Source organism: Kitasatospora sp. NPDC059599 (assembly GCF_042735125.1).
Lineage (GTDB): Bacteria > Actinomycetota > Actinomycetes > Streptomycetales > Streptomycetaceae > Kitasatospora.
In genome coordinates this window covers 14,452-38,864 of the sequence record NZ_JBHWCL010000090.1, presented here as the reverse complement: position 1 = coordinate 38,864, position 24,413 = coordinate 14,452, and the positions used below count along the sequence as shown (strand labels likewise).

Annotated in this window: 17 protein-coding genes and 1 pseudogene; 14 read left to right on the top strand and 4 right to left on the bottom strand. The window is 73.6% G+C overall.

The genetic code is table 11. The features are described from left to right. Positions 1-168: pseudogene (locus ACFV04_RS27480) on the top strand (tRNA (N6-isopentenyl adenosine(37)-C2)-methylthiotransferase MiaB); the annotation flags it as partial. A gap of 78 nt (positions 169-246) precedes the next feature. Continuing rightward, positions 247-945 carry a hypothetical protein gene (locus tag ACFV04_RS27475; RefSeq protein WP_380533237.1) on the top strand — a complete coding sequence of 233 codons (699 nt, stop codon included), beginning with the start codon at positions 247-249 and terminating at the stop codon, positions 943-945. 130 nt (positions 946-1,075) lie between these two features. On the opposite strand, the gene ACFV04_RS27470 is transcribed toward ACFV04_RS27475, so the two are convergent. Beyond that, positions 1,076-1,321: an antitoxin gene (locus ACFV04_RS27470; RefSeq protein WP_360258422.1), complete on the bottom strand. Its 246-nt coding sequence runs from the start codon at positions 1,319-1,321 to the stop codon at positions 1,076-1,078. Between the two features lie 200 nt (positions 1,322-1,521). Between ACFV04_RS27470 and miaA the strand changes: the two genes are divergently transcribed. From miaA to hflX, 5 genes are all read left to right on the top strand, one after another. Continuing rightward, on the top strand, positions 1,522-2,466 hold the full coding sequence (gene miaA, locus ACFV04_RS27465; protein ID WP_380341107.1) for a tRNA (adenosine(37)-N6)-dimethylallyltransferase MiaA: 945 nt from the start codon (positions 1,522-1,524) through the stop codon (positions 2,464-2,466). Positions 2,467-2,693: 227 nt separating this feature from the next. Further along, a complete protein-coding gene (locus tag ACFV04_RS27460; protein WP_360258418.1) occupies positions 2,694-3,206 on the top strand; it encodes a hypothetical protein in 513 nt (170 codons plus the stop codon). A 32-nt stretch (positions 3,207-3,238) separates the two neighbouring features. After that, positions 3,239-4,150 (top strand): diaminopimelate epimerase, encoded by a 912-nt coding sequence (gene dapF / locus ACFV04_RS27455; protein WP_360258416.1) that lies wholly within the window; start codon positions 3,239-3,241, stop codon positions 4,148-4,150. A 192-nt stretch (positions 4,151-4,342) separates the two neighbouring features. After that, complete coding sequence (locus ACFV04_RS27450; RefSeq protein ID WP_380533234.1) at positions 4,343-6,574, top strand: RelA/SpoT family protein; 2,232 nt, start codon at positions 4,343-4,345, stop codon at positions 6,572-6,574. 206 nt (positions 6,575-6,780) lie between these two features. Further along, a complete protein-coding gene (gene hflX, locus ACFV04_RS27445) occupies positions 6,781-8,283 on the top strand; it encodes a GTPase HflX (RefSeq protein ID WP_380341100.1) in 1,503 nt (500 codons plus the stop codon). A gap of 128 nt (positions 8,284-8,411) precedes the next feature. Here hflX and ACFV04_RS27440 read toward each other — a convergent pair whose 3' ends face one another. Further along, positions 8,412-9,530 (bottom strand): trypsin-like serine peptidase, encoded by a 1,119-nt coding sequence (locus ACFV04_RS27440; RefSeq protein ID WP_380533232.1) that lies wholly within the window; start codon positions 9,528-9,530, stop codon positions 8,412-8,414. A 56-nt stretch (positions 9,531-9,586) separates the two neighbouring features. Continuing rightward, positions 9,587-10,789 (bottom strand): trypsin-like serine peptidase, encoded by a 1,203-nt coding sequence (locus tag ACFV04_RS27435; protein ID WP_380533230.1) that lies wholly within the window; start codon positions 10,787-10,789, stop codon positions 9,587-9,589. Positions 10,790-11,413: 624 nt separating this feature from the next. Between ACFV04_RS27435 and ACFV04_RS27430 the strand changes: the two genes are divergently transcribed. The 5 genes from ACFV04_RS27430 to ACFV04_RS27410 all read left to right on the top strand — a co-directional run bounded on the left by ACFV04_RS27430 (position 11,414) and on the right by ACFV04_RS27410 (position 19,293). Then, positions 11,414-13,204, top strand: a complete 1,791-nt coding sequence (locus ACFV04_RS27430; RefSeq protein WP_380533239.1) for an IucA/IucC family protein — start codon at positions 11,414-11,416, stop codon at positions 13,202-13,204. Then, positions 13,096-13,782, top strand: a complete 687-nt coding sequence (locus tag ACFV04_RS27425) for a GNAT family N-acetyltransferase (protein ID WP_380341194.1) — start codon at positions 13,096-13,098, stop codon at positions 13,780-13,782. Before ACFV04_RS27430 ends, ACFV04_RS27425 begins: the two co-directional genes overlap by 109 nt. A gap of 152 nt (positions 13,783-13,934) precedes the next feature. After that, a complete protein-coding gene (locus ACFV04_RS27420) occupies positions 13,935-15,365 on the top strand; it encodes a lysine N(6)-hydroxylase/L-ornithine N(5)-oxygenase family protein (protein WP_380533228.1) in 1,431 nt (476 codons plus the stop codon). Then, positions 15,343-17,166, top strand: a complete 1,824-nt coding sequence (locus ACFV04_RS27415; RefSeq protein WP_380341086.1) for an IucA/IucC family protein — start codon at positions 15,343-15,345, stop codon at positions 17,164-17,166. The genes ACFV04_RS27420 and ACFV04_RS27415 overlap by 23 nt, the downstream gene beginning before the upstream one ends. Positions 17,167-17,178: 12 nt before the next feature. Continuing rightward, the gene (locus ACFV04_RS27410; protein ID WP_380341083.1) at positions 17,179-19,293 is read left to right on the top strand and encodes an ATP-dependent DNA helicase; all 2,115 of its coding nucleotides are present in this window, start codon (positions 17,179-17,181) and stop codon (positions 19,291-19,293) included. 145 nt (positions 19,294-19,438) lie between these two features. Here ACFV04_RS27410 and lexA read toward each other — a convergent pair whose 3' ends face one another. Further along, positions 19,439-20,320, bottom strand: coding sequence for a transcriptional repressor LexA (gene lexA / locus ACFV04_RS27405; RefSeq protein WP_380341076.1), 882 nt, complete (start codon positions 20,318-20,320; stop codon positions 19,439-19,441). A gap of 341 nt (positions 20,321-20,661) precedes the next feature. Here lexA and nrdR point away from each other — a divergent pair, with 341 nt between their 5' ends. Both nrdR and ACFV04_RS27395 read left to right on the top strand, forming a co-directional pair. Continuing rightward, positions 20,662-21,162 (top strand): transcriptional regulator NrdR, encoded by a 501-nt coding sequence (nrdR, locus tag ACFV04_RS27400; RefSeq protein WP_350523372.1) that lies wholly within the window; start codon positions 20,662-20,664, stop codon positions 21,160-21,162. A gap of 209 nt (positions 21,163-21,371) precedes the next feature. Continuing rightward, complete coding sequence (locus ACFV04_RS27395) at positions 21,372-24,260, top strand: vitamin B12-dependent ribonucleotide reductase (protein ID WP_380533225.1); 2,889 nt, start codon at positions 21,372-21,374, stop codon at positions 24,258-24,260. Positions 24,261-24,413 lie beyond the last annotated feature (153 nt).

The following is a 24,413-nucleotide window of genomic DNA, read 5'->3' as shown; positions in this document are numbered from 1 at the left end:
GGCCCGGCGCTCGCGGTGCGCCGCACCCGGGCCGGTGACGCCTGGGAGAAGCGCCAGGCGAAGCCCGCCGACAAGCCGGCCGGCGTGATGCTCGGCCTGCCGTCCATCGGCGCCCCGGCCGCGCTGCCGCTCGCCGCGCCCGCGGGCGGGGCCTGCTGCGGCGACTGACGCACGCGCCCCGGGGACGGCCCGGTGGGAGCTCCGGCTCCCACCGGGCCGTCCGGCTTCCGGGCTAGAGTGATCCACATGCTGGTAGCCGCCGCCGTGTGCCCCTGTCCGCCGCTGCTCGTCCCGGAGGTCGCCGCCGGGGCGGCGGGCGAGCTGGACGCGCTGCGCGCCGCCTGTGACGAGGCGCTGGCGGCACTGGTCGCGGCCGGGCCGCAGCTGGTCGTGGTGGTCGGCACCGGGCCGGAGGCCGAGGTGTGGACCGAGGGCGGGGCCGGCTCCTTCCGCCGCTACGGGGTGCCGCTGGTCGCCAAACTGCCCGGTGACCGGGTCGAGGGCCCGGAACTGGCGCCCGCGCTGACCGTCGGCGCGTGGCTGCTGGAGCGCGCCGGGGTGACCCTGCCGACGCACGCCTGCGCGGTGCCCGCCGACGCCCCGGCCGACCGGATGCTCGGCCTCGGCCAGGGCCTGGCCGGACTCGCCGACCGGGTCGCCCTGCTGGTGCTCGGCGACGGCAGCGCCTGCCGCTCGGTGAAGGCCCCCGGCTACCTGGACGAGCGGGCCGAGGGCTACGACGCGGCGCTGGCCGACGCCCTCGGCACGGCCGACCTGCCCGCCCTGGCCGCGCTGGACGCGGGCCTGGCCGCCGAACTCAAGGCCGAGGGCCGGGCACCCTGGCAGGTGCTCGCCGGCGCCGCCGGGGGCGCCGGCCTCACCGGACGGCTGGGCTACTGCGACGCACCGTACGGGGTCGGGTACTTCGTGGCCTCCTGGTCCTAGTCCCGGACCCGGGGCAAGGGCCGGATCCGGGTCCGGGGCCAGTCGGGCGGGGACGGCTCAGGACCGGACGGCCCGGACGGCTCAGGACCGGACGGCCCGGACGGCTCAGGACCGCGGCGGCCCGGGCGGGTCAGGACCGCGGCGGCTGTCCGTCGTCGCCGGGCTTGGGCTTGTGGGCGAAGTCGCCGACGGCGTCCTTGGCCTTGCCCGCACCGTGCTCGATCTTGTCGCTGTACTTGCCCTTGGTCGCCTTGTCGATCGCGCCGCCGGCCTTGTCGACGGCCTTCTCGATCTGGTCGCTGTGCTTGCCCGCGAGCTCGCTGGCCTTCTCCTTGAGCTCCTCGGCCTTGCCCTTGAGGTTGTCCATCAGACCCATGGCGGTCTCACCCTTCCCTGTCGTCCGTCCGTCCATCCCCGTCCCCTGCCCAACGTCCCGGTCCGCCGAAGCGTTCGCAAACCGGGCGCCAACTGGGGAAACGGCCGGAAGCGGTCCCGGCGGCAGTCAAATCGTCGCGCGGAAGCGGGCCGGTGGCAGCCCGGTCTCCGGTACCGAACGGGTTTTGGGAGACTGGAACGGTGAGCATCCTCCGTACCCCGCGCGTCATCTCGATCGTCGGCGCGACCGCCGCCGGAAAGTCCGACCTGGCCGTCGCCGTCGCGCGCAGCCTCGACGGCGAGGTGATCAACACCGACTCGATGCAGCTGTACCGCGGCATGGACATCGGCACCGCCAAGCTCACCGTGGCCGAGCGCGGGGGAGTGCCGCACCACCTGATGGACGTCTGGGACGTCACCGAGGCGGCCAGCGTGGCCGAGTACCAGCGGCTGGCCCGGGCCGAGATCGACCGCCTGCTCGCCGCCGGGCGCACCGCCGTCCTCGTCGGCGGCTCCGGGCTGTACGTCCGGGCCGCGATCGACGAGATGGAGTTCCCCGGCACCGACCCCGAGGTGCGGGCCCGGCTGGAGGCGGAGTTGGCGCAGGCCGGCCCGTACGCGCTGCACCGACGGCTGGCCGAACTGGACCCGGCGGCCGCCGAGGCGATCCTCACCGGCAACGGGCGGCGGATCGTCCGCGCACTGGAGGTCATCGAGATCACCGGGCAGCCGTTCACCGCCAACCTGCCCGGCAACACCGCCGTGTACGACGCGGTGCAGATCGGGGTCGCCGTTCCGCGCCCCGAGCTGGACGAGCGGATCGCCCTGCGGGTCGACCGGATGTGGGAGGCCGGCCTGCTGGACGAGGTGCGGGCGTTGGAGGCCGTCGGGCTGCGGGAGGGGCGGACCGCCTCCCGGGCGCTCGGCTACCAGCAGGTGCTCGACCACTTCGCCGGCGAGTGCACCGAGGACGAGGCGCGGGCCGAGACCGTCCGCGCGACCAAGCGCTTCGCCCGCCGCCAGGAGTCCTGGTTCCGCCGTGACGACCGGATCCACTGGCTCTCCCGGCCGGCCGGCACCGACCCCGTCGAGCTGCTGGCCGAATCCCTCGAACTGATCGGGCGTCAGGGAGTTCCGGCCGCGTAGGACGGGATCCGGCCAATTCGGCGGTGCACCTGCGCGCGCAGGCGACCGTGCAGGACGAACCGGCGGTCACGGCCCGATCACGTGATGGCCACGGATCACCCGTCGGCCCCGGTCGAGCCCGGAACCACCCTCTGGACATGCCATCATCGATGCCATAGGGGTCGGCCGAACGGGCCGGCCGTGCCCGGCCGCGAGTCCGCTCGTGTCGAACAGTCAGGGGAGGCCGTGTGTCGACGGGTACCGGCCCCGAGCCCGGTCAGAGCGGGAGCGTCACCGCGCCGGCCGAGGAGTTCGACGAGTCGACGATGGGTGACCTCCCCGTGCTGACCGGACTGGAGGCGCCGACCTCCTACGCGGTCGCGCTGCCCGCCCTGGACACCCGCACGCCGCCCGGCGGCGCGGTGCACGAACGGGAGATCCGCCCGCTGCGCCGGCTCCGCTGGTGGCAGACGCTGCCGATCGCCCTGCTGGGCACCCTCGGTTCACTGATGTTCGCCTTCCCGCTCGCCTTCGGCTCGGCCGGGGCGCGCGCCACCATGGTCGGGATGCTCGGACTGCTGCTCACCGCCGCCTCGGTCGGCTGGGGCGCGATGGCCGCCCGGCACGCCGGCTACAAGTGGCCGGGACTGCCGCGCCGCGGCTCCGCGCAGCGGGCCGGCTGGAAGGCGATCGTGGTCTACACCCTGATCGCGCTCGCCGCCTGCGCGCTCGCGGTCTGGCGGGTCGCCTACCTGCGCTGAGCGGTCCGGCGGGGCTCAGTACCATCGGTGGGGTGAGTGCATCCTCTCCCCAGCACGGTGGCCTCCCCTTCTTCAAGGGGCACGGCACCCAGAACGACTTCGTCATCGTCCCGGACCCGGACGGCGCGCTGGAGATCGGTCCCGCGGCCGTCGCCGCGCTGTGCGACCGGCGGGCCGGCGTCGGCGGGGACGGGCTGCTGCGCGTGGTGCGCTCGGCCGCGGACCCGGCCGCCGCCGGGATGGCCGACCGGGCCGAGTGGTTCATGGACTACCGCAACTCCGACGGCAGCATCGCCGAGATGTGCGGCAACGGCCTGCGGGTCTTCGCCCGCTTCCTGGTCGCGGCCGGCCTGGCCGAGCCCGGTGAACTGGCCGTCGCCACCCGCTCCGGGGTGCTCACCGCGAAGGTCGCCGAGGCCGCCGCGGACGGCACGCCCGGTGACGTCACCATCGACATGGGCAGCGCCCGGTTCCCCGGGCCGGACGGCATCGAGGTCGCGGTCGGCGAGCGCCGCTGGCCGGCGCTGAACGTCAACATGGGCAATCCGCACGCGGTCGCGTTCGTGGAGAGCCTGGACCACGCCGGTGACCTCTTCACCGCGCCGCTCACCAGTCCCGCGGGCGCGTACCCGGAGGGCGTCAACGTCGAGTTCGTGGTGGACCGCGGGCCGCGCCACGTCGCGATGCGGGTGCACGAGCGCGGCTCGGGCGAGACCCGTTCCTGCGGCACCGGCGCGTGCGCCGTCGCGGTGGCCGCCATCCGCCGGGACGGCGCCGACCCGGCGGTCACCGGTGAGGCCGTCGCGTACACCGTGGACGTGCTGGGCGGTCGCCTGGTCATCACCGAGCACCCGGACGGCCGGGTGGAGATGGCCGGACCGGCGGTGATCGTGGCCGAGGGGCGGCTGGACGAGCGCTGGTGGGAGTCCGTGCGTCGGGGCTGACGGCCCGGTTTGCCCAATTCGTGCGGTGACGAATCCCCCCGATCGGGTGATACCGGTCGCGGACGGGAATCACGGCGTCGCGGAACGTGCTCTGCTCGGTAGCATGGACCACCGGGTCGATCACCCCTGGGAGGGGTAGCACGATCACCCCCTCAGGAGGGGCCGCGCCCGGCGACGTTGCCGGAGGTGCCGATGACCATCGAAGCCGGGCAGTCCCTGACGGGGCAGCCGACGACCGTACGGCAGGGCGGGGCCAGGAGGCCCCTCGGAGAGCTGGGCCGGGCCGCCCTCGGCCGGGCCGGCCGGGCCGCGTTACTGGCCACCGGCCGGCCGCTCGTGCCGGACGCCCTGGAACCGCTCGTCCGGGTCCACCGCCTGCACCACCCGCAGGGTGACCTCGGCCTGCTCGCCCGGGCGTACCGGCTCGCCGAGGCCAGCCACCGCGGCCAGAAGCGCAAGAGCGGTGAGCCGTACATCACCCACCCGCTGGCCGTGACCATGATCCTGGCCCAACTCGGCGCCGGGACCACCACCCTGGTCGCCTCGCTGCTCCACGACACCGTCGAGGACACCGAGTTGACGCTGGAGCAGGTCGGCGCGGGCTTCGGTCCCGAAGTCGCCTACCTGGTCGACGGGGTGACGAAGCTGGAGAAGGTCGACTTCGGCGCCGCCGCCGAGGCCGAGACCTTCCGCAAGATGCTGGTCGCCACCGGGGACGACGTCCGGGTCATGGTGATCAAGCTGGCCGACCGGTTGCACAACATGCGCACCATCCGGCACATGAAGCCGGCCAGCCAGGTGCGGATCGCCAAGGTCACCCGGGACGTGCTGATCCCGCTCGCCGAACGGCTCGGCATCCACGTGCTCAAGGCGGAGCTGGAGGACATCGTCTTCGCCACCCTGCACCCCGAGGAGCACGCCCGGGCCCGCACCCTGATGGCCGGCCACGAGGCCGCGCCCGACACCGTGCTGGAGCCCTTCGCCCGGCAGCTGGCCCGGCAGCTCGCCGAGGCCGGGGTGGCCGCCGAGGTGACCGTGCGGCCCCGGCACTGCGTCTCGCTGCACCGGGTCCTGCTCAAACGGACCGGCGCGCCCGGCCCGGACGGGCGGCCGCAGGGGCCGCGCCCGGCCGACTTCGGGCGGCTGCTGGTGGTGGTCGAGGAGAACGCCGACTGCTACGCCGTCCTCGGCGAACTGCACACCTGCTGGACGCCGCTGCCCGGGGAGTTCAAGGACTTCGTGGCCGCGCCCAAGTTCAACCTCTACCAGTCGCTGCACACCGCCGTGGCGCTGAGCGGCGGCGCGGTGGTCGAGGTGCTGGTCCGCACCCGCCGGATGCACGAGGTCGCCGAGACCGGGGTGGTCGCCCTCGGCGACCCGTCCCCGGCCGCCGCCGCCCAGGACACCGACGAGCTGGACCGCACCGACCCGGCCCGGCCGGGCTGGCTCAGCCGACTGCTGGAGTGGCAGCAGGAGACGCCCGACCCGGACGCCTTCTGGTCCACGCTCACCGCCGACCTGGCCGGCGACCGCGAGATCACCGTGGTGACCGAGAGCGGCGAAACGCTTCAGCTGCGGGCCGGCGCCACCTGCGTGGACGCGGCCTACCTGCTCGGCGAGGAGACCGGCCACCGATGTATCGGCGTCCGGGTCAACGGACGGCTCAGCGCGCTCTCCACCGTGCTGGAGGACGGCGACCTGCTCGCGGTGCTCACCGAGACCCTCCCGGCCGGCGGCGGACAGCCCTCCGGCCCCGCCCCCGAATGGCTGGCGCACGCCCGCACCCCGGCCGCCCGGCTCGCCATCGAACGCTGGCTGGCCGACCCGCCGGCCCGGCTGCCGGCGGTGCGCACCGGTCCGGCCGCGGCCCAGCCCGCCCCGCCCGGCCGCCGCACCGCCGAGAGGCGGTCCGCACCGGTCGCCGTGGCCGGCCGGCCCGGGGCGACCGTACGGCTGGCGCGCTGCTGCACGCCCGTCCCGCCGGACGAGGTGGCCGGCTACCCGATCCGCGGCGGCGCGGTGGCCGTGCACCGCACCGGCTGCCCCGCCGGGGAACGGATGCGGGCGGACGGCCGGGCCGCGCTGGAGGTGCACTGGCAGCCCCAGGACGCCCCGGCGGCCGGGCACCGGGTCACCCTGCGGGCCGAGGCGCTGAACCGCCCCCGGCTGCTGGCCGACCTCACCGCGGCGATCTCCGCCGCGGGCGTCGGCATCGTCTCGGCCGAGGTCGAGCCGCCGCAGGAGTCGCGGGTGCGGCACACCTACACCGTGGAACTGCCCGAGCCGGCCGCCCTGCCGGGCCTGATGCGGGCGATGCTGCGGGTCTCCGGGGTGTACGACGTCGACCGCCCGCACGCTCCGGAGGGCGGCCAGGCCCCGTCCCGCCCGGCCACGGCCCGGCCGTCCGACCGGAAATGGGGATGACCGGGCCTCGCCGGGCGTGCGACCATCATGGGGAATTCACGGCCGGTCCACGGCGTTCACAGGGCACAGGTGCCCCGGTGGCACCGAGGACCCGAGGGGTAGCTCACCCCGCCCGGACGGTAGCCGGGGCGGCAGCTGGGCAGACTCCTTGAGGGACCGCCCCGCGGTCCCCGAAGGCCTCCCGTACCAGCCAGCCAAAGGACAGAATGACCTCCACGTTCGACACCCGCGACCACGCCGACGCTCCGCGCCGCTTCGACGGTCAGCGGGCGGAAGCCCTCATGGACGAGGACCTCGCGGCCATCGACGAGGACCTCGGCCACCACTACGACGGCGACCAGTACGACCGCAGCGAGCGCGCCGCCCTGCGCCGGGTCGCCGGCCTCTCCACCGAACTCGAGGACGTCACCGAGGTCGAGTACCGCCAGCTCCGCCTGGAGCGCGTGGTGCTCGTCGGCGTCTGGACCGACGGCACGCTGGAGGAGGCGGAGAACTCCATGGCGGAGCTCGCCGCGCTCGCCGAGACCGCCGGCTCCGAGGTGCTGGACGGCGTCATCCAGCGTCGCGACAAGCCGGACGCGGCCACCTACATCGGCTCCGGAAAGGCGCAGGAGCTGCGCGACATCGTCGCCTCCACCGGCGCCGACACCGTCGTCTGCGACGGTGAACTCACCCCGGGCCAGCTGATCCACCTGGAGGACGTGGTCAAGGTCAAGGTCGTCGACCGGACGGCCCTGATCCTGGACATCTTCGCCCAGCACGCCAAGTCCCGGGAGGGCAAGGCGCAGGTCTCGCTCGCGCAGATGCAGTACATGTTGCCGCGACTGCGGGGCTGGGGCCAGTCGCTGTCCCGGCAGATGGGTGGTGGCGGCTCCGGCTCGTCCGGCGGCGGCATGGCCACCCGTGGTCCCGGTGAGACCAAGATCGAGACCGACCGGCGCCGGATCCGCGAGAAGATGGCGAAGCTCCGCAAGGAGATCGCCGACATGAAGAAGGGCCGCGACACCAAGCGCCAGGAGCGCCGGCGCCACCAGGTGCCGTCGGTGGCCATCGCCGGGTACACCAACGCCGGCAAGTCCTCCCTGCTCAACCGGCTCACCGGCGCGGGCGTGCTGGTCGAGAACTCCCTGTTCGCCACCCTGGACCCGACCGTGCGCCGGGCCCAGACCCCGAGCGGGCGGGTCTACACCCTGGCCGACACCGTCGGCTTCGTCCGGCACCTGCCGCACCACCTGGTCGAGGCGTTCCGCTCGACCATGGAGGAGGTCGCCGACGCGGACCTCATCCTGCACGTGGTCGACGGCTCGCACCCCGAGCCGGAGACCCAGCTGGCCGCCGTCCGCGAGGTCATCGTCTCGGTCGACGCGCAGACCGTGCCGGAGATCGTGGTGATCAACAAGGCGGACGCCGCCGACCCGCACGTGCTGCAGCGCCTGCTGCGCCGCGAGCCGCACGCCATCGTGGTGTCGGCCCGCAGCGGCGCCGGCATCGAGGAACTGCTCAAGCTCATCGACGACGAGCTGCCGCGACCGGCCGTCGAGGTGCGGGCCCTGGTGCCCTACACCCAGGGCGCGCTGGTCTCCCGGGTGCACGCGGAGGGCGAGCTGCTCTCCACCGAGCACACCGGCGAGGGCACGTTGCTGCACGCCAAGGTGCCGGCCGAGCTGGCCGCCGAGCTGGAGCACTTCACGGTGGCCCTGCAGGGCTGAGGCCACCCGAGCGGTGTGAAGGGCCCCCGGGACCGTACGTGGTCCCGGGGGCCCCCGTGTGCTGGTGAGGGGCGTTCGCGGCGCGGGTCGTCCGAGCCGGGGCGCTCCCCGGGGTCGTCCGGTCCGGGTCAGCGGACGTTCTTGGCGAAGAAGTCGAAGGCCTGCTTCGCCTGGTCCTGCAGCGAGGGCCCGGCCTGGTAGCCGGCCGGACCGCGGTCGCCGATCGCACCGACGCTGATCAGGTTGGGCTTGCCGTCCCTGGTGACGAACCACCCGCCGCCGCCGGAGCCGGCGGTCATGGTGCAGCCGATCACGTACATCGGCGGGCGGCTCCGGTCGAAGGAGAGCCGGGCGGGCGGGACCGGGGAGTCGCAGTGGTCCAGCTCCATGCCGTCGAAGGGCCGCTCGGCCGGGTAGCCGTAGGCGGCGGCCGAGGTGATCTGGTCGCGCGGGGCGTTGAACCAGACCGGGACCGACCCGCCGACGGTCTCCTCCAGGGACTTCCCGGAGTCGCCCTCGGCCTGCACCCGCAGGATCCCGTAGTCGAACTGGTTGTGGGCGCCGACGCCGCTCTCCTGGAGCCAGGTCGGCGACACCAGCGCGCGCACCGCCGTCCACCGGCCGTACGGGGCGGCCTGGGCGTCGGTGTACGGCTTGCCGTGGTTCGCCTGGCCGTCCCGGTTGAAGCCGGGCACGAACACCACGTTCTTCAGCCAGCCGCCGCCCCTGCCGTCGTGCAGGCAGTGCGCGGCCGTGTAGACGAGGTTGCTGCGGCCCGGGTTGACCGGGTCGGAGACCACGGTCGCGGAGCAGGCCGCGTCGCCCTGCGGCGTGGTCACGAAGAGCCGGCCGACCACGGCCGCGGCCTGGCCGTACGGGTGCGGCTGCGGCTCGGCCCGGACGGCGGCGGGCGGGGCGTCCCGTTCGACGCCGGGGGCCGCCGGGGCGGTGAGCGGGTACTCCGGGGTGGGCCGGGGCTTGGCGGCGTCCATCCGGGCGGTCGACCAGAAGCCCCGGGCCGTCTCGTTGGCGAACCTGCTCTCGGTGACGTACTTCGTCCAGTCCTCCAGCTTCCAGCCCGTCAGGTCGCCCAGGCTGGTGGGCGCGGACTTGGGGAGGGCGGGCGGCGGGGTGGCCGGCCTGGCGGGGCCGTCCGGGCCGCAGGCCGCCGCCGCGAGGGCGGTCACGGCGAGCAGTGCGGCGCCGGCCGTCCCGGCCCGGCGCCCCCGGTTGGTGGTTCTCGGCATGCTGCATCGTCCCCCGTGCTGTGCTGGTGTTTCCGTACGACCGCCCCCCGTGGCGGCTACTGCTTCCTGGAGATCCAGTCCAGGGCCTGCTTGGCGACCGTCTCCAGGTACGGGCCGCTGAGCGAGGTGTGGTCCTGGGTGCCGATCGAGGTGTTGCTGACCAGGGCGGTCTTCCCGTCGGGCATGGTGGCGAACCAGCCGCCGCCGCTGGAGCCCTGGGTCATGTTGCAGCCGATGGTGAGCATCGAGGGCCGCTTGGCGTCGAAGGAGAGCCGGGTCGGCTTGCCGCCGTCGCACTTGTACAGTTCCTGGCCGTCGAACGGCTTGAGCAGCGGGTAGCCGACGGCCGACACGCCGATCTTGTCGCGCGGGGCGTCGAACCACACCGGGACGGCCGAACCGACCGTCTCCTCCAGGGACTTGCCGGTGTCGTTCTGGTTGTGCACGCGCATGACCGCGAAGTCGTACTGGTTGGCGGCGTCGCCGGTGCCACCGCCCTCGACCATCCACTGCGGCGAGGTGGTGACCTGGTCGGCCCACCACGTGCCGAGCGGGGCCAGCTCGGACAGCGGGGCGCGCTTGCCGCCGCTGGAGGCGCCCGAGTTGTTGTAGGCGGGCACGAACACCAGGTCCTTGTAGAAGCTCCCGCCCTTGCCCTCGTGCACGCAGTGGCCGGCCGTCCAGACCAGGTTGCTCTTGCCGGGGTGCTGCGGGTCGGCGATCACCGTCGCCGAGCAGTTGCCGCGGCCGCCCTTGGCGGAGAAGAACACCTTGCCGGAGGGCTGCTTGGTGTACGGGCGGGGCACCGCGACGGCGTTGACCACCGGCGGCTCGGGGTCGGTCACGCCGTCGTCGGTGGCGGGCCTGGGGGTCGCCGGGGAGGGCTTGGCGGCGGGCGGGGCCGGGTCGGCGGGCTTGGAGTCGCCCATCGTGTCCGGGTCCCAGAAGTCCTTCACCACCGGGTTGTTGAAGACGTGCTTGGACGCCCAGCTGTCCCAGTCCTCGAACTTCCACTTCTTCAGGTCGTCCCAGCTCCTCGGCAGGCCCTCCAGCAGGCTGGTCGGCAGGCCGGACGGGAGGGTGATCCCGCCGATCACGCCGCCTCCGCCGGCGGTGCCGTTCGCCGGGGCCGAGGCGGGCGGCGGCGCGGCGCTGCCTCCCCCGTCGCCCGCCGGGCCGTCCGGCCCGCAGGCGCTCACGGCGAGCAGGCTTCCCGCGACCACGGCGGCGGCCAGGGCTGACCGGTGGATCGTAGGCATCTGTGCGCTTCCCCCTGTGCTCGGTCTGTACTGGGTCGGTCGTGCTGGGCCGGTCGGTGACGGGTCGTCCGTGCGCGGCCGGTCCGTGCTGCGGCGGCCCGCCGCCCTGGAGTCTTCCACCGCGGAGGAGGACGGCCGTGCCCGCCCCCCGGGTTGCGCTACCGGCCGGAGATCACCGATCCGTGACGCGGACCCGGTCGACTCACCGGCGCAGCAGGGCCTTTCGCCCCCGGGGTGGACAATGCCCGATCTTCACCCGGACGAGTGAGCCGTCCTTGTGATCACCCCTCAGGGATAGGTAACCCTTACCTGACGCGACGGTGCGAGCGCCCACCGACCCCCTCCACCACCAGTGCGCGTCCGCACCCCCACGCGCCCCAAGGAGCAGCCTTGAGCACCGCCCTCACCGGAGCCCCGCCCGAACCGCCGCAGCCCACGGAGCCCCCTCGGGAGCCCAAGGGCGCGCCGACGCCGAGAGCGGCGAGCGACCAGTGCGCGGTGGGGGCACCCCCGGCCCGGGGCGGGGGGACGGCGCCGGGCCCCGAACGCCCGGAGGCGAACGCGGGGGAGCGGCCCGGGCCCGATCCGCTGCCGCACCGCGACCCGGTACCGCACTCCGGCCCGATGCCGCACCACGACCAGGCGCCGCACCGCGATCCGCTGCTCCACCGCGATCCGCTGCTGCACCACGATCCCACCGTCGCCGCCGAACAGGCCGCCGTGGAAGCCCTGTTGCGCTGCTGGACGCGCGAGACCGGAGCCCGGCCCGGGCCCGACGGCCGACTGCGGATCGCCGTCCTCGGCGGCGCCGCCCGGCTCACCGCCCCGGTCCGCTACTGGTCGCCCGGCGGCTGGCACCGGTTCGGCCCGGCCACCCTCGCGGCCGGCGAGGCCGCCGCGGGGGATTCCCACGACGCCCCGGTGGACGCCGTCACCGCCGCCGCGTTGCTCGCCGCCGCGGCCGCCGACCGGCCGGACCCCGGGCAGGTCGCCGACCTCGCCGCCCGGGTCGCCGACTCCGTCGTCCGCACCGCCGAGATCCTCACCCACCGCCGCGCCGGTGCCGCGCCCGGCGGCCCCGAGCGTTCGCACTTCCTCGCCGCCGAACAGTCCCTGCTCCTCGGCCACCCGCTGCACCCCACCCCGAAGAGCCGCGACGGCCTCGGCCCGGCGCAGAGCGCCGCCTACTCGCCCGAACTCCACGGCTCCTTCCAACTCCACTGGTACGCCGTCGCCCGCGAACTGCTCGCCGCCGGCTCCGCCGTCGCCGAGAGCGCCGACGGGATCACCGCCGGCCTGCTCGACGGACGCCTCGCCCTGCCGCCCGGCACCGCCGCCCTGCCGCTGCACCCCTGGCAGGCCCGCGAACTCGCCCACCGCCCGGCCGTCGCCGCCCTGCTCGCCGACGGGCTGCTGCACGACCTCGGCCCGGCCGGCGAGCCCTGGCACCCCACCTCCTCGGTCCGCACGGTCTACCGGCCCGGCACCCCCTGGATGCTCAAGCTCTCGCTCGGGCTGCGGATCACCAACTCCCGCCGGGAGAACCTGCGCAAGGAACTGCACCGCGGCCTGGAGATGCACCAGCTGCTGGAGAGCGGGCTGGCCGCCGAGTGGCGGGCCGCCCACCCCGGCTTCGACATCGTCCGCGACCCGGCCTGGATCGGCGTCGACCATCCGGCGCTCGGCGACCCGGGCGGCCTGGACACGGTGCTGCGCGCCCAGCCCTTCGCGCCCGACGAGCGCGCACTGTGCGTCGCCGGACTGGTCGCCGAACAGCCGCTGGGCACCGGCGACACCGTGCCGTCCCGGCTCGGCGACATCCTGCGGGCCCTCGCCGCGCGCTGCGGGCGCCCGCTGCGGACCGTCGCCGCCGAATGGTTCCTGCGCTACCTGGACGCCGTCGTGCTGCCCATCCTGTGGTTGGACGGCCGGGGCGGTATCGCCCTGGAGGCGCACCAGCAGAACAGCCTCGTCCTGCTGGACGAGGCCGGCTGGCCCCGCGGCGGCCGCTACCGCGACAACCAGGGCTACTACTACCGGGAGAGCGCCGCCGAGCGGCTCACCGACCGGCTGCCCGGACTCGGCACCGACAGCGACACCTTCCTGCCCGACCCGGTGATCGACCACCACTTCGCCTACTACCTCGGCATCAACCACGTCCTCGGCCTGATCGGCGCCTTCGGCTCCCAGCGGCTGGCCGACGAGACGGTGCTGCTGGCCGCACTGCGGCGGTTCCTGGCCGGACCGCGGGCCGCCGCCACCGGCTCGGCGCTGCCCGGGCTGCTGCTGGACGCGCCCACACTGCCCTGCAAGGCCAACCTGCTCACCCGGATCAACGGCATGGACGAACTGGTCGGCCCGGTCGCCAGCCAGTCCGTCTACGTGGACATCCCCAACCCGGTGGCGGGTGGCTGATGCTGGACGACCTGCCCGGGTGGGGTGCGATCCCCACCCCGGCCGGCGAGTTCCGGCTCAGCCCGGTCCGGCTGCCCGCCGACCTGGACCTGCTCGCCGGGTGGATGAACGACCCCGAGGTCGCCGCCTTCTGGGAACTCGCCGGGCCGCCCGAGGTCACCGGCCGGCACGTGCGGACCCAGCTCGACGGCGACGGCCGCAGCGTTCCCTGCCTCGGCCTGCTCGACGGCGAGCCGATGAGCTACTGGGAGGTCTACCGCGCCGACCTCGACCCGCTGGCCGCGCACTACCCGGCCCGGCCGCACGACACCGGCGTCCACCTGCTGCTCGGCCCCTCCGCCAGCCGCGGCCGGGGACTGGGCGCCGTCCTGCTGGCCGCCCTCGCGGAGGGGATCCTGCGCCGCCGACCGTCCTGCGAACGGGTCGTCGCCGAACCGGACGTCCGAAACCGGCGCTCGGTCCGGGCCTTCGAACGGGCCGGGTTCCGGGCGACCGCCGAACTCGACCTGCCCGACAAGCGCGCCGCCCTGATGGTGCGCGCCCGGGCACCCCTGACCGTCCGGGCCCGGCCCGCCTGACCGCGGCCCGCCTGACCACGGCCCGTCCGACCGCGACCGTCCGACCCCGATCCGTCCGATCCCGACCGCCCGACCGCAGCCCGTTCGGCCGCCGCCCGTCCGACCCCGACGGGCCCCGGTCCGCCTGACCCCGACCCCGCCTAGGAAACCCCGTGGACACCCCAGCACCCCCGCCGCCGTACGACCTGCTCGGCGTCGGCATCGGACCGTTCAACCTCTCGCTCGCCGCGCTCGCCGAGCCCGTCCCCGGAATGCGCACGCTCTTCTGCGACCAGCGCCCGGAGTTCCGCTGGCACCCCGGGATGCTGGTGGACGGGGCCCGGATGCAGGTGCCGTTCCTCGCCGACCTGGTCTCCCTGGTGGACCCGACCAACCCGTGGTCCTTCCTCAACTACCTGCGCGAGCAGGACCGGCTGTTCCCGTTCTACTTCGCCGAGCGCTTCCAGCTGCCGCGCCGCGAGTACGACCACTACTGCCGCTGGGCCGCCGAGCGGCTGACCAACTGCCGCTTCGGCACCGAGGTCACCGCCCTGCACCGGGAAGGCGACTGCTACCGGGCCGAGCTGACCGACACCGCGACCGGCCGGCGCTCCTCCGTACGGGCGCGCAACCTCGCCCTCGGCGTCGGCACCCGGCCGGTGCTGCCCGAGGCCTTCGCCGGGCTCGCCGGCCACCCGCAGGCCTTCCACTCCGCCGACTACCTGGACCGCAGGGACGACCTGGCCGACGCCCGGGACATCACCGTGATCGGCAGCGGACAGTCCGGCGCCGAGGTCTTCCTCGACCTGCTCCGCCGCCACGAGGGCGACGGCGTCCGGCTCCGCTGGCTCACCCGCACCCGCGCGCTCGCGCCCATGGAGTACTCCAAGCTCGGCCTGGAGCACTTCACCCCCGACTACACCCGCTACTTCCACAGCCTGCCCGGGCCCGTCCGGGACGCCCTGGTCACCGCCCAGTGGCAACTGCACAAGGCCGCCAGCGCCGAGACCCTCGCCGAGATCCACGACCACCTCTACGAGCGCACGATCGGCCGCCCGATCGACGCCGCCCCGGTCGAGATCACCCCCGGCACCGCCGTCACCGACGCCCGGCCCGGCCCCTGCGGCGGCCTCGAACTGCACTGCCGGCACACCGACTCCGGCGCCGAGCACGTCCTGCGCACCGACGCCGTGGTGCTCGCCACCGGCTACCGGGCCGCCCGCCCGGCCGCGCTCGAACCGCTCGCCGACCTGATCGACTGGGACGAGGCCGGGCGCTACCGGGTCGACCTCGACCACCGGGTCGCCACCCGGCCCGGACTCGGCGGCGGCCTCTACGTCCAGAACGCCGAACTGCACACCCACGGCGTCGGCACGCCCGACCTCGGGCTCGGCGCCCACCGGGCCGCCGTGATCCTCAACGCGGTCACCGGGCGGACCGTCCACCGGCTGCCCGGCCGCACCGCCTGGACCGGCTTCGCGCCGCCCGTCCCGGCCGCCCGGGCACAGGCCGGCCAAGCACCACCGGTATCCGCACCCCCGGAACAGACCCCCGTCCTCCCCCGCCCCCAGGAGCTGACCCGTGCCGCAACAGCCGGCCGCTGAACCGCCGCTCTACCTGCCCCCGCACCTCACCGCCGGGCACTGGCAGCGGGCCGGCCGCGCCCTGCTGGCCAAGATGCTCGGCGAGTTCGCCTACGAGGAACTGCTCAAACCCGTCCCCGGGGCCCTCGACGGCGAGTACCTGCTGAAGCTGCCGGAGGTCGAGTACCACTTCACCGCCCGGCGCGGCGCCTACGACGGCTGGCAGGTCGAGCCGGAGTCGATCCGCTGCTCCCGCCCGGACGGCCTGGACCCGCTGCGTTTCCTCCCCTACGCCCGGGAGACCCTCGGGATGCGCGGCGATACCACCGCCCACCTGATCCGCGAACTCTCCGCCACCCTGACCGCCGACGCCCGCCAGCTCGCCACCGCGCTCACCGCCGCCGAACTCGCCGAGCTCGACCACACCGCGCTGGAGGGCCGGCAGGGCGGTCACCCCTGGATCGTCCCCAACAAGGGCCGGATCGGCTTCTCCGCCTCCGACGCCGCCCGCTGGGCCCCCGAGGCCCGCAGCCCCCGCCCGCTGCCCTGGATCGCCGTCCACCGCCGGCTCGCCCGGTACCGCGGCGTGCCCGGTCTGGACCGCCCCGAGCAGCTGTACGCCCGCGAGCTGGACGACGTGGACGCGCTGCGCGCCGCGCTCGGACCGGACGCCGACGACTACCTGCTGCTGCCCGTCCACCCCTGGCAGTGGGACGAGACGGTCCTGCCGCTGTTCGCGCCCTGGATCGCCTCCGGCGAGATCGTCCCGCTGCCCTCCGACGGCGACCCGCGGCTGCCCCAGCAGTCCATCCGCTCCTTCTTCAACACCGCCCGCCCCGAGCGCTGCACCGTCAAGCTGCCGCTGTCCATCCTCAACACCCTGGTCTGGCGCGGCCTGCCCACCGAACGCACCCTCGCCGCGCCCGCCGTCACCGCCTGGCTGCACGGCCTCCGCGACGCCGACCCGTTCCTGCGCGACGAGTGCCGGGTGGTCCTGCTCGGCGAGGTCGCCTCCGTCACCGTCGACCACCCGCTGTACGGGGAGATGCCCGAGGCGCCCTACCAGTACAAGGAACTCCTCGGCGCGATCTGGCGCGAACCGCTCGGCCCCTCCCTGGACGACGACGAGCGCGCCCGCACCCTGGCCGCCCTGCTGCAGACCGGCTCCGACGGGCGGGCCCTCGCCGCCGAGCTGATCACCCGCTCCGGCCTCACCCCCGCCGAGTGGACCGGCCGGCTGTTCGCCGCGATGCTGCCGCCGCTGCTCCACTTCCTCTACCGCTACGGCCTGGTCTTCTCCCCGCACGGCGAGAACGCCATCGTGGTCTTCGACGAGCGGGACACCCCGACCCGGCTCGCGGTCAAGGACTTCGTGGACGACGTCAACCTCAGCTCGCTCGACCTCCCCGAGCTGCGCGACCTGCCCGCCGAGGTGGCCGACGTCCTGCTGCGGGAGGGCGCGCAGGGGCTCTGCCAGTTCATCCACTCCGGACTGTTCATCGGCGTCTTCCGCTACCTCGCCCCGCTGCTGGAGGCGCAGACCGGACTGGCCGAGGCCGAGTTCTGGGCCCTGCTGCGCGCCGAGGTCCGCCGCCACCAGGACCGCTTCCCCGAACTGCGCGAGCGCTTCGAGCTGTTCGACCTCTTCCGGCCCCGGATCGACCGGCTCTGCCTCAACCGCAACCGGCTGCTCCTCGACGGCTACCAGGACCGCCCGCACCGCCCGCACGCCGCCCGGTTCGGGACCGTGCCCAACGCGCTGGTGGAGGTGGACGTGCGGCCGCCCGCGCAACGGGACCGGATTGTCACCCCCGCCCCGTAGGGTGGGAGTGTCATGACGAACGACTCCGAATCCCAGCTCGCGGCGGACCACGGCGAAGACGCCGACGAGCCCGTCGCCGTCCCGCGCTCGCGGATCCCCGACCTGCTGCACGCCGCGGTGGCGGCCGTCGGCGGCGTCGAACGCGCCGGCCAGGTCCGGATGGCCGAGGCCGTCGCCGACGCCGTCGACAACGGCGAGCACCTGCTCGTCCAGGCCGGCACCGGCACCGGGAAGTCCCTCGCCTACCTGGTGCCCGCGCTCGCCCACGGGGACCGCGTGGTGATCGCCACCGCCACCCTGGCGCTGCAGCGCCAGCTGGTGGAGCGGGACCTGCCGCGCACCGTCGAGGCGCTGCACCCGGCGCTGCGCCGCCGCCCGCTGTTCGCGATGCTCAAGGGCCGCTCCAACTACCTGTGCCTGCACCGGGCCAACGAGGGCACCCCGAGCGAGGAGGGCGAGGGCCTGTTCGACCCGGTGGACGCGCTCGGCGGGCCGACCGGCAAGCTCGGGCAGGACGTCCTGCGCCTGCGCGACTGGGCCGAGGAGACCGACACCGGGGACCGCGACGACCTCAGCCCCGGCGTCTCCGACAAGGCCTGGGCCCAGCTGGCGGTCACCTCCAAGGAATGCCTGGGCGCCACCCGCTGCGCGTACGGGCAGGAGTGCTTCGCCGAGAAGGCACGGGAACGGGCCAAGCTGGCGGACGTCGTGGTCACCAACCACGCGATGCTCGCGATCGACGCGATCGAGGGCGCACCGGTGCTCCCCGAGCACGGTCTGCTGATCGTCGACGAGGCCCACGAGCTGGTCAACCGGGTCACCGGCGCGGCCACCGCCGAGCTGACCGTCGGCGCGGTCAACCGGGCCGTGAAGCGGGCCGCCCGGCTCGCCAACGAGAAGGCCGTGGACGCCCTGCAGGCCGCCGCCGAGAACTACCACGGCCTGATGGAGACCGCCCAGCCCGGCCGGGTCGAGGAACTGCCCGAGTACCTGGCGTACGCGGTCACCGCGATCCGGGACGCCTCCCGCCAGGTGATCAGCTCGCTGGGGGAGACCAGGGACAAGGGGCTCAGCGACGAGGACGCCGTTCGCAAGCAGGCCATGGCCTCGGCCGAGACGCTGCACGAGACCGCCGAGCGGCTGCTGGAGGACTCCGAGTACGACGTGGTCTGGATCGAGCGCAGCGACCGCTACGGGCTGGGCACCGCCTCGCTGCGGGTCGCCCCGCTGAGCGTCTCCGGACTGCTGCGCGAGGGGCTGTACAAGGAGCGCTCGGTCGTCCTCACCTCGGCCACGCTCAAGCTCGGCGGGGACTTCAAGGGCGTCGCCGCCTCCGTCGGCCTGCCCCCCGAGACGCGGCTGCCGGACGTCCGCACGGACGGGGACAACCCCGAGCCCGGCCCCGGGTTCGGCGAGGACGCGGTGCCGCACTGGCGCGGGATCGACGTCGGCTCCCCGTTCAAGTACCCCAAGCAGGGCATCCTGTACGTCGCCAAGCACCTGGCCGACCCCGGGCGCGACCCGGAACGGCCGGACATGCTCGACGAGTTGGCCGAACTGATCGGCGCGGCCGGCGGGCGGACCCTGGGGCTGTTCTCCTCGATGCGCGGCGCCCAGGCCGCCGCCGAGGCGATGCGCGAGCGGCTGGACCAGCGGATCCTGCTCCAGGGGGAGGACACCCTGGGCGAGCTGATCCGGGACTTCGCCGCGGACGCGTCCACCTGCCTGTTCGGCACGCTCTCGCTCTGGCAGGGCGTGGACGTTCCCGGATCGTCCTGCCAGCTGGTCGTGATGGACCGGATCCCGTTCCCGCGGCCGGACGACCCGCTGATGAGCGCCCGCCAGAAGGACGTCGAACAGCGCGGCGGCAACGGCTTCATGGCGGTCGCCGCGACGCACGCGGCGCTGCTGATGGCGCAGGGCGCGGGCCGGCTGGTGCGCGCGGCGGACGACCGGGGCGTGGTGGCGGTGCTCGACCCGCGGGTGGAGACCAAGCGGTACGGGGGCTTCTTCCGCTCCTCGATGCCCGAGTTCTGGTACACCACGGACCGCAACCAGGTGCGCCGCTCGCTGGCGGCGATCGACGCCTCGGCGGCGCCGGTGCGGCCGGTGGAGAAGCGCGGCTGAGGCCCGCCCCGGGCACAGGGCCCGACGGAACGACGGAGGGGCTCCCCGCGTGAGCGGTGGAGCCCCTTCCCGGTGTCCGCGACCCGTGCGGGTCGCGGCGCGGCGCCCCGCGGGGGAGGCCGGGCGCCCGGAGGTCGTCGGGCGCCTAGAGGCGGCGCAGGACCGCGACGACCTTGCCCAGGATGGTCGCGTTGTCGCCGTTGATCGGCTCGTACGCCGGGTTGTGCGGCATCAGCCAGATCCGGCCGTCCTCGCGCTTGAGTCGCTTGACGGTGGCCTCGCCGTCGATCATCGCGGCCACGATGTCGCCGTTCTCGGCGACCGGCTGGCGGCGCACGGTGACCCAGTCGCCGTCGCAGATGGCCGCCTCGATCATCGAGTCGCCGCGCACGGTGAGCGCGAACAGCTCGCCCTCGCCGACCAGCTGGCGGGGCAGCGGGAAGACGTCCTCGACCGTCTGCTCGGCCAGGATCGGCCCGCCGGCCGCGATCCGGCCCACCAGCGGCACGTAGGAGGTGGACGGCCGGCCGGCCGTCTCGGCGGTGTTGGGGCGGGCCACCTCGACGCCGCGGACCTCGTAGGCGCGCGGACGGTGCGGGTCCCGGCGCAGGAAGCCCTTGCGCTCCAGGGCCATCAGCTGGTGGGCCACCGAGGAGGTGCTGGACAGGCCGACGGCCTGGCCGATCTCGCGCATGGACGGCGGGTAGCCCCGGCGCTGGACGGAATCCCGGATGACCTCGATCACCCGGCGCTGGCGCTCGGTGAGGCCGGCCTCGTCGGTCCGGATGCCGGGGGGGCGGCCGGGCATCGCACGGGCGGGCGACGGGTGGGTGTCGTCCATGGCGGGCGAGTGTTCGATCGGCTGGTCCGGCACGCGGTTCGAGCCGGAAAGGGCCGTGCCGGAGAGTCGGTGGTCTTCGCTGCGGTCCATGCTGATGTCCACGCTCTGCTGATTCGTGGTGCGCTGCCCCACCTTGAACTGGGAGTGTTCCTGCACCGGGATGGTGTTGCTTTCGATCGTGTTCACGGCGGCCCCTCTCGACGGCTGTCCTCTCCCTTTTCCAGCCCAACGCACCTCGTATCGAAAGGTTGCGCCAAACACACGTTCGAGTGAATTATTCGGGAGTTGGCTGACTCGATCAAGGCTTTGTTGTACATCGAGTAAATGTTCGACCAGAAGTCGACTCCGGCAGTCTAATCGGCGTCGACACGCCAGGGGCGGTGCTTGCCCCGGAGGCCTAGATGTAGTGGCTAGAGTCCTCTCCGTGCCCAGTACTAGTGGTCGCCGGCATGATCAGCTTGCCGAGGGCGGGGGCACATCGCTTAGACTCGACCGGTCCGCACGATCTGCCAGGGAGGGATCCCGAGGTGCACTGCCCGTTCTGCCGGCACTCCGACAGCCGCGTTGTCGACAGCCGGACCACCGAAGACGGCAGCTGCATCCGCCGCCGCCGGCAGTGCCCCGACTGCGGCCGCCGCTTCACCACGGTGGAGACGGCCGCACTGATGGTCATCAAGCGCAGCGGCGTCACCGAGCCGTTCTCCCGGCAGAAGGTCATCACCGGCGTCCGCAAGGCCTGCCAGGGGCGACCGGTCACCGAGGACGCGCTGGCCCAGCTCGGCCAGCGGGTCGAGGAGTGCGTGCGCGCCAGCGGCAGCGCCGAGCTGACCACCCACGACGTGGGCCTGGCCATACTCGGCCCGCTCAAGGAACTCGACGTGGTCGCGTACCTGCGCTTCGCCAGCGTGTACCAGGCGTACGACGGACTGGAAGACTTCGAGGCCGCCATCGCGGAACTCCGCGCGGAACGGCCCCGCACCCCGGAGACGGACGACGCCCGCGTGTCCGTCTCCGCCGCCGCGCCCTAGGAGGCGCCGGCGCACCGGCCCCCAGGCGGGCCCAGCCGCACCACAACGGCCCCACGGGGCCCCGGCGTGCCCGGAAACGGGGCGCAGAACACTACAAACCGTGCGATCACAGGCAGGGTCTCCGCCTGCCCGCACACCGGAAGAACGAACCAGCGGTGCCCGGACTTTTCGGGGCACCCCGGGCGTTTGCCCAGGAGGAGGAGCGAGAAGTGACAGACACCACGAGCGGTTCCGCACGCGGGTCGAAGTCCGAGAAGGCCGCGGCCAAGGGCGCGAAGGCCTCGAAGGGCGGTCTCCGGACGGAGCGCATCTACACCACTCCTGGCGTGCACCCGTACGACGAGGTCCGGTGGGAGCGGCGCGACGTCGTCATGACCAACTGGCGTGACGGCTCGATCAACTTCGAGCAGCGCGGCGTCGAGTTCCCCGACTTCTGGTCGGTCAACGCCGTCAACATCGTCACGTCGAAGTACTTCCGCGGCGCCGTCGGCACCCCGCAGCGCGAGTGGAGCCTCAAGCAGATCATCGACCGCGTGGTGCTCACCTACCGCGCCGCCGGCGAGAAGCACGGCTACTTCGCCACCAAGGACGACGCCGAGGTCTTCGAGCACGAGCTGACGCACGCCCTCCTCCACCAGGTGTTCAGCTTCAACTCGCCGGTCTGGTTCAACGTCGGCACCAAGCAGCCCCAGCAGGTCAGCGCCTGCTTCATCCTGTCCGTCGACGACTCCATGGAGTCGATCCTCGACTGGTACAAGGAAGAGGGCATGATCTTCAAGGGCGGCTCCGGCGCCGGCCTCAACCTCTCCCGGATCCGCTCCTCCAAGGAACTCCTGTCCTCCGGCGGCAACGCCTCCGGCCCGGTCTCCTTCATGCGCGGCGCCGACGCCTCGGCCGGCACCATCAAGTCCGGCGGCGCCACCCGCCGCGCGGCCAAGATGGTCGTGCTCGACGTCGACCACCCGGACGTCGAGGCCTTCATCGAGACCAAGGTGAAGGAGGAGGAGAAGATCCGCGCCCTGCGCGACGCGGGCTTCGACATGGACCTCGGCGGGGACGACATCACCTCCGTCCAGTACCAGAACGCCAACAACTCGGTCCGCGTCTCCGACGAATTCATGACCGCCGTCGAGAACGGCACCGAATTCGGCCTGCGCGCCCGGATGACCGGCGAGGTCATCGAGACCGTGGACGCGAAGAAGCTGTTCCGCAAGATGGCCGAGGCCGCCTGGGCCTGCGCCGACCCCGGCATCCAGTACGACTCCACCATCAACCGCTGGCACACCTGCCCGGAGTCCGGCCGGATCAACGCCTCCAACCCCTGCTCCGAGTACATGCACCTGGACAACTCCAGCTGCAACCTCGCCTCGCTCAACCTGATGAAGTTCCTGCGCGACGACGACTCCTTCGACGCGGCGACCTTCGCCAAGGTCGTCGAACTCGTCATCACCGCGATGGACATCTCCATCTGCTTCGCCGACTTCCCGACCGAGAAGATCGGCGAGACCACCCGCGCCTTCCGCCAGCTCGGCATCGGCTACGCCAACCTCGGCGCCCTGCTGATGGCCACCGGCCACGCCTACGACAGCGAGGGCGGCCGCGCCCTGGCCGGCGCCATCACCTCGCTGATGACCGGCACCGCCTACCGCCGCGGTGCCGAACTCGCCGGCGTGGTCGGCCCGTACGACGGCTACGCCCGCAACGCGGTCGCGCACCAGCAGGTCATGAAGCAGCACGCGGACGCCTCGCTCGACGCCGTCTCGGTGGACGAACTGGACGCCCCGGTCTGGCTGCAGGCCAACCGCACCTGGCAGGACGTCGTGCGCATCGGCGCGCAGAACGGCTTCCGCAACGCCCAGGCCTCGGTGCTCGCCCCGACCGGCACCATCGGCCTGATGATGGACTGCGACACCACCGGCGTCGAGCCCGACCTGGCCCTGGTCAAGTTCAAGAAGCTCGTCGGCGGCGGCTCGATGCAGATCGTCAACGGCACCGTCCCGCGCGCCCTCAAGCGCCTCGGCTACCAGGACGAGCAGACCGAGGCGATCGTCGCCCACATCTCCGAGCACGGCAACGTGGTGGATGCGCCCGGCCTCAAGTCCGAGCACTACGAGGTGTTCGACTGCGCGATGGGCGAGCGCTCCATCTCCCCGATGGGGCACGTGCGGATGATGTCGGCGATCCAGCCGTGGATCTCCGGTGCCATCTCGAAGACCGTGAACATGCCGGCCGCGGCGACCGTCGAGGACGTCGAGGAGATCTACTTCGAGGCGTGGAAGATGGGCGTCAAGGCGCTCGCCATCTACCGCGAAAACTCGAAGGTCGGCCAGCCGCTCTCGGCCAAGAAGAAGGACTCCGAGACCAAGGCCGAGCAGGCCGAGGCCCCCGCCGCCGCGGTCGAGAAGGTCGTCGAGTACCGCCCGGTCCGCAAGCGCCTGCCCAAGGGCCGCCCGGGCATCACCACCTCCTTCACGGTCGGTGGCGCCGAGGGCTACATGACCGCCAACTCCTACCCGGACGACGGCCTGGGCGAGGTCTTCCTCAAGATGTCCAAGCAGGGCTCGACCCTCGCGGGCATGATGGACGCCTTCTCGATCGCCGTCTCGGTCGGCCTGCAGTACGGCGTGCCGCTGGAGACGTACGTCTCGAAGTTCACCAACATGCGCTTCGAGCCGGCCGGTCTGACCGACGACCCGGACGTGCGGATGGCGCAGTCGATCGTCGACTACATCTTCCGCCGCCTCGCACTGGACTTCCTGCCGTTCGAGACCCGCTCGGCGCTCGGCATCCACTCCGTCGAGGAGCGCCAGCGCCACCTGGAGACGGGCTCCTACGAGCCGCTGGAGGCCGAGGAGCTCGACACCGAGTCGCTCGCCCAGTCCGCCCCGGTGACCGCGAAGCCGGCCCCGGCGCCGGCCCCGGCCGTCGAGGCGCCCAAGCCGTCCGCGAAGCAGGCCCACAACTCCACGGAGCTGATGGAGATCCAGCTCGGTCTCAACGCCGACGCTCCGCTCTGCTTCTCCTGCGGCACCAAGATGCGCCGCGCCGGAAGCTGCTACCTCTGCGAGGGCTGCGGCTCCACCAGCGGCTGCAGCTGAGCACCGGCCGGACCGCCGGCCGCGGCCGGCGGTGCTGACCGCCGGGTGAGCCACCGCTGAGGCGGGGGGGGGGGAGAAGTTCGGCGCGCCCCCCCCATCAGGGATTATCGCGGCACCCCACACCCCCCGCCCCCCCAGAGACAACTTGTGGGG

Coding starts and splice junctions, on each gene's coding strand:
- ACFV04_RS27475 (WP_380533237.1), top strand. CDS start 247: ATGCTGGTAGCCGCCGCCGTGTGCCCCTGTCCGCCGCTGCTCGTCCCG.
- ACFV04_RS27470 (WP_360258422.1), bottom strand. CDS start 1,321: ATGGGTCTGATGGACAACCTCAAGGGCAAGGCCGAGGAGCTCAAGGAG.
- ACFV04_RS27450 (WP_380533234.1), top strand. CDS start 4,343: ATGACCATCGAAGCCGGGCAGTCCCTGACGGGGCAGCCGACGACCGTA.
- hflX (WP_380341100.1), top strand. CDS start 6,781: ATGACCTCCACGTTCGACACCCGCGACCACGCCGACGCTCCGCGCCGC.
- ACFV04_RS27440 (WP_380533232.1), bottom strand. CDS start 9,530: ATGCCGAGAACCACCAACCGGGGGCGCCGGGCCGGGACGGCCGGCGCC.
- ACFV04_RS27435 (WP_380533230.1), bottom strand. CDS start 10,789: ATGCCTACGATCCACCGGTCAGCCCTGGCCGCCGCCGTGGTCGCGGGA.
- ACFV04_RS27430 (WP_380533239.1), top strand. CDS start 11,414: ATGCCGCACCACGACCAGGCGCCGCACCGCGATCCGCTGCTCCACCGC.
- ACFV04_RS27410 (WP_380341083.1), top strand. CDS start 17,179: ATGACGAACGACTCCGAATCCCAGCTCGCGGCGGACCACGGCGAAGAC.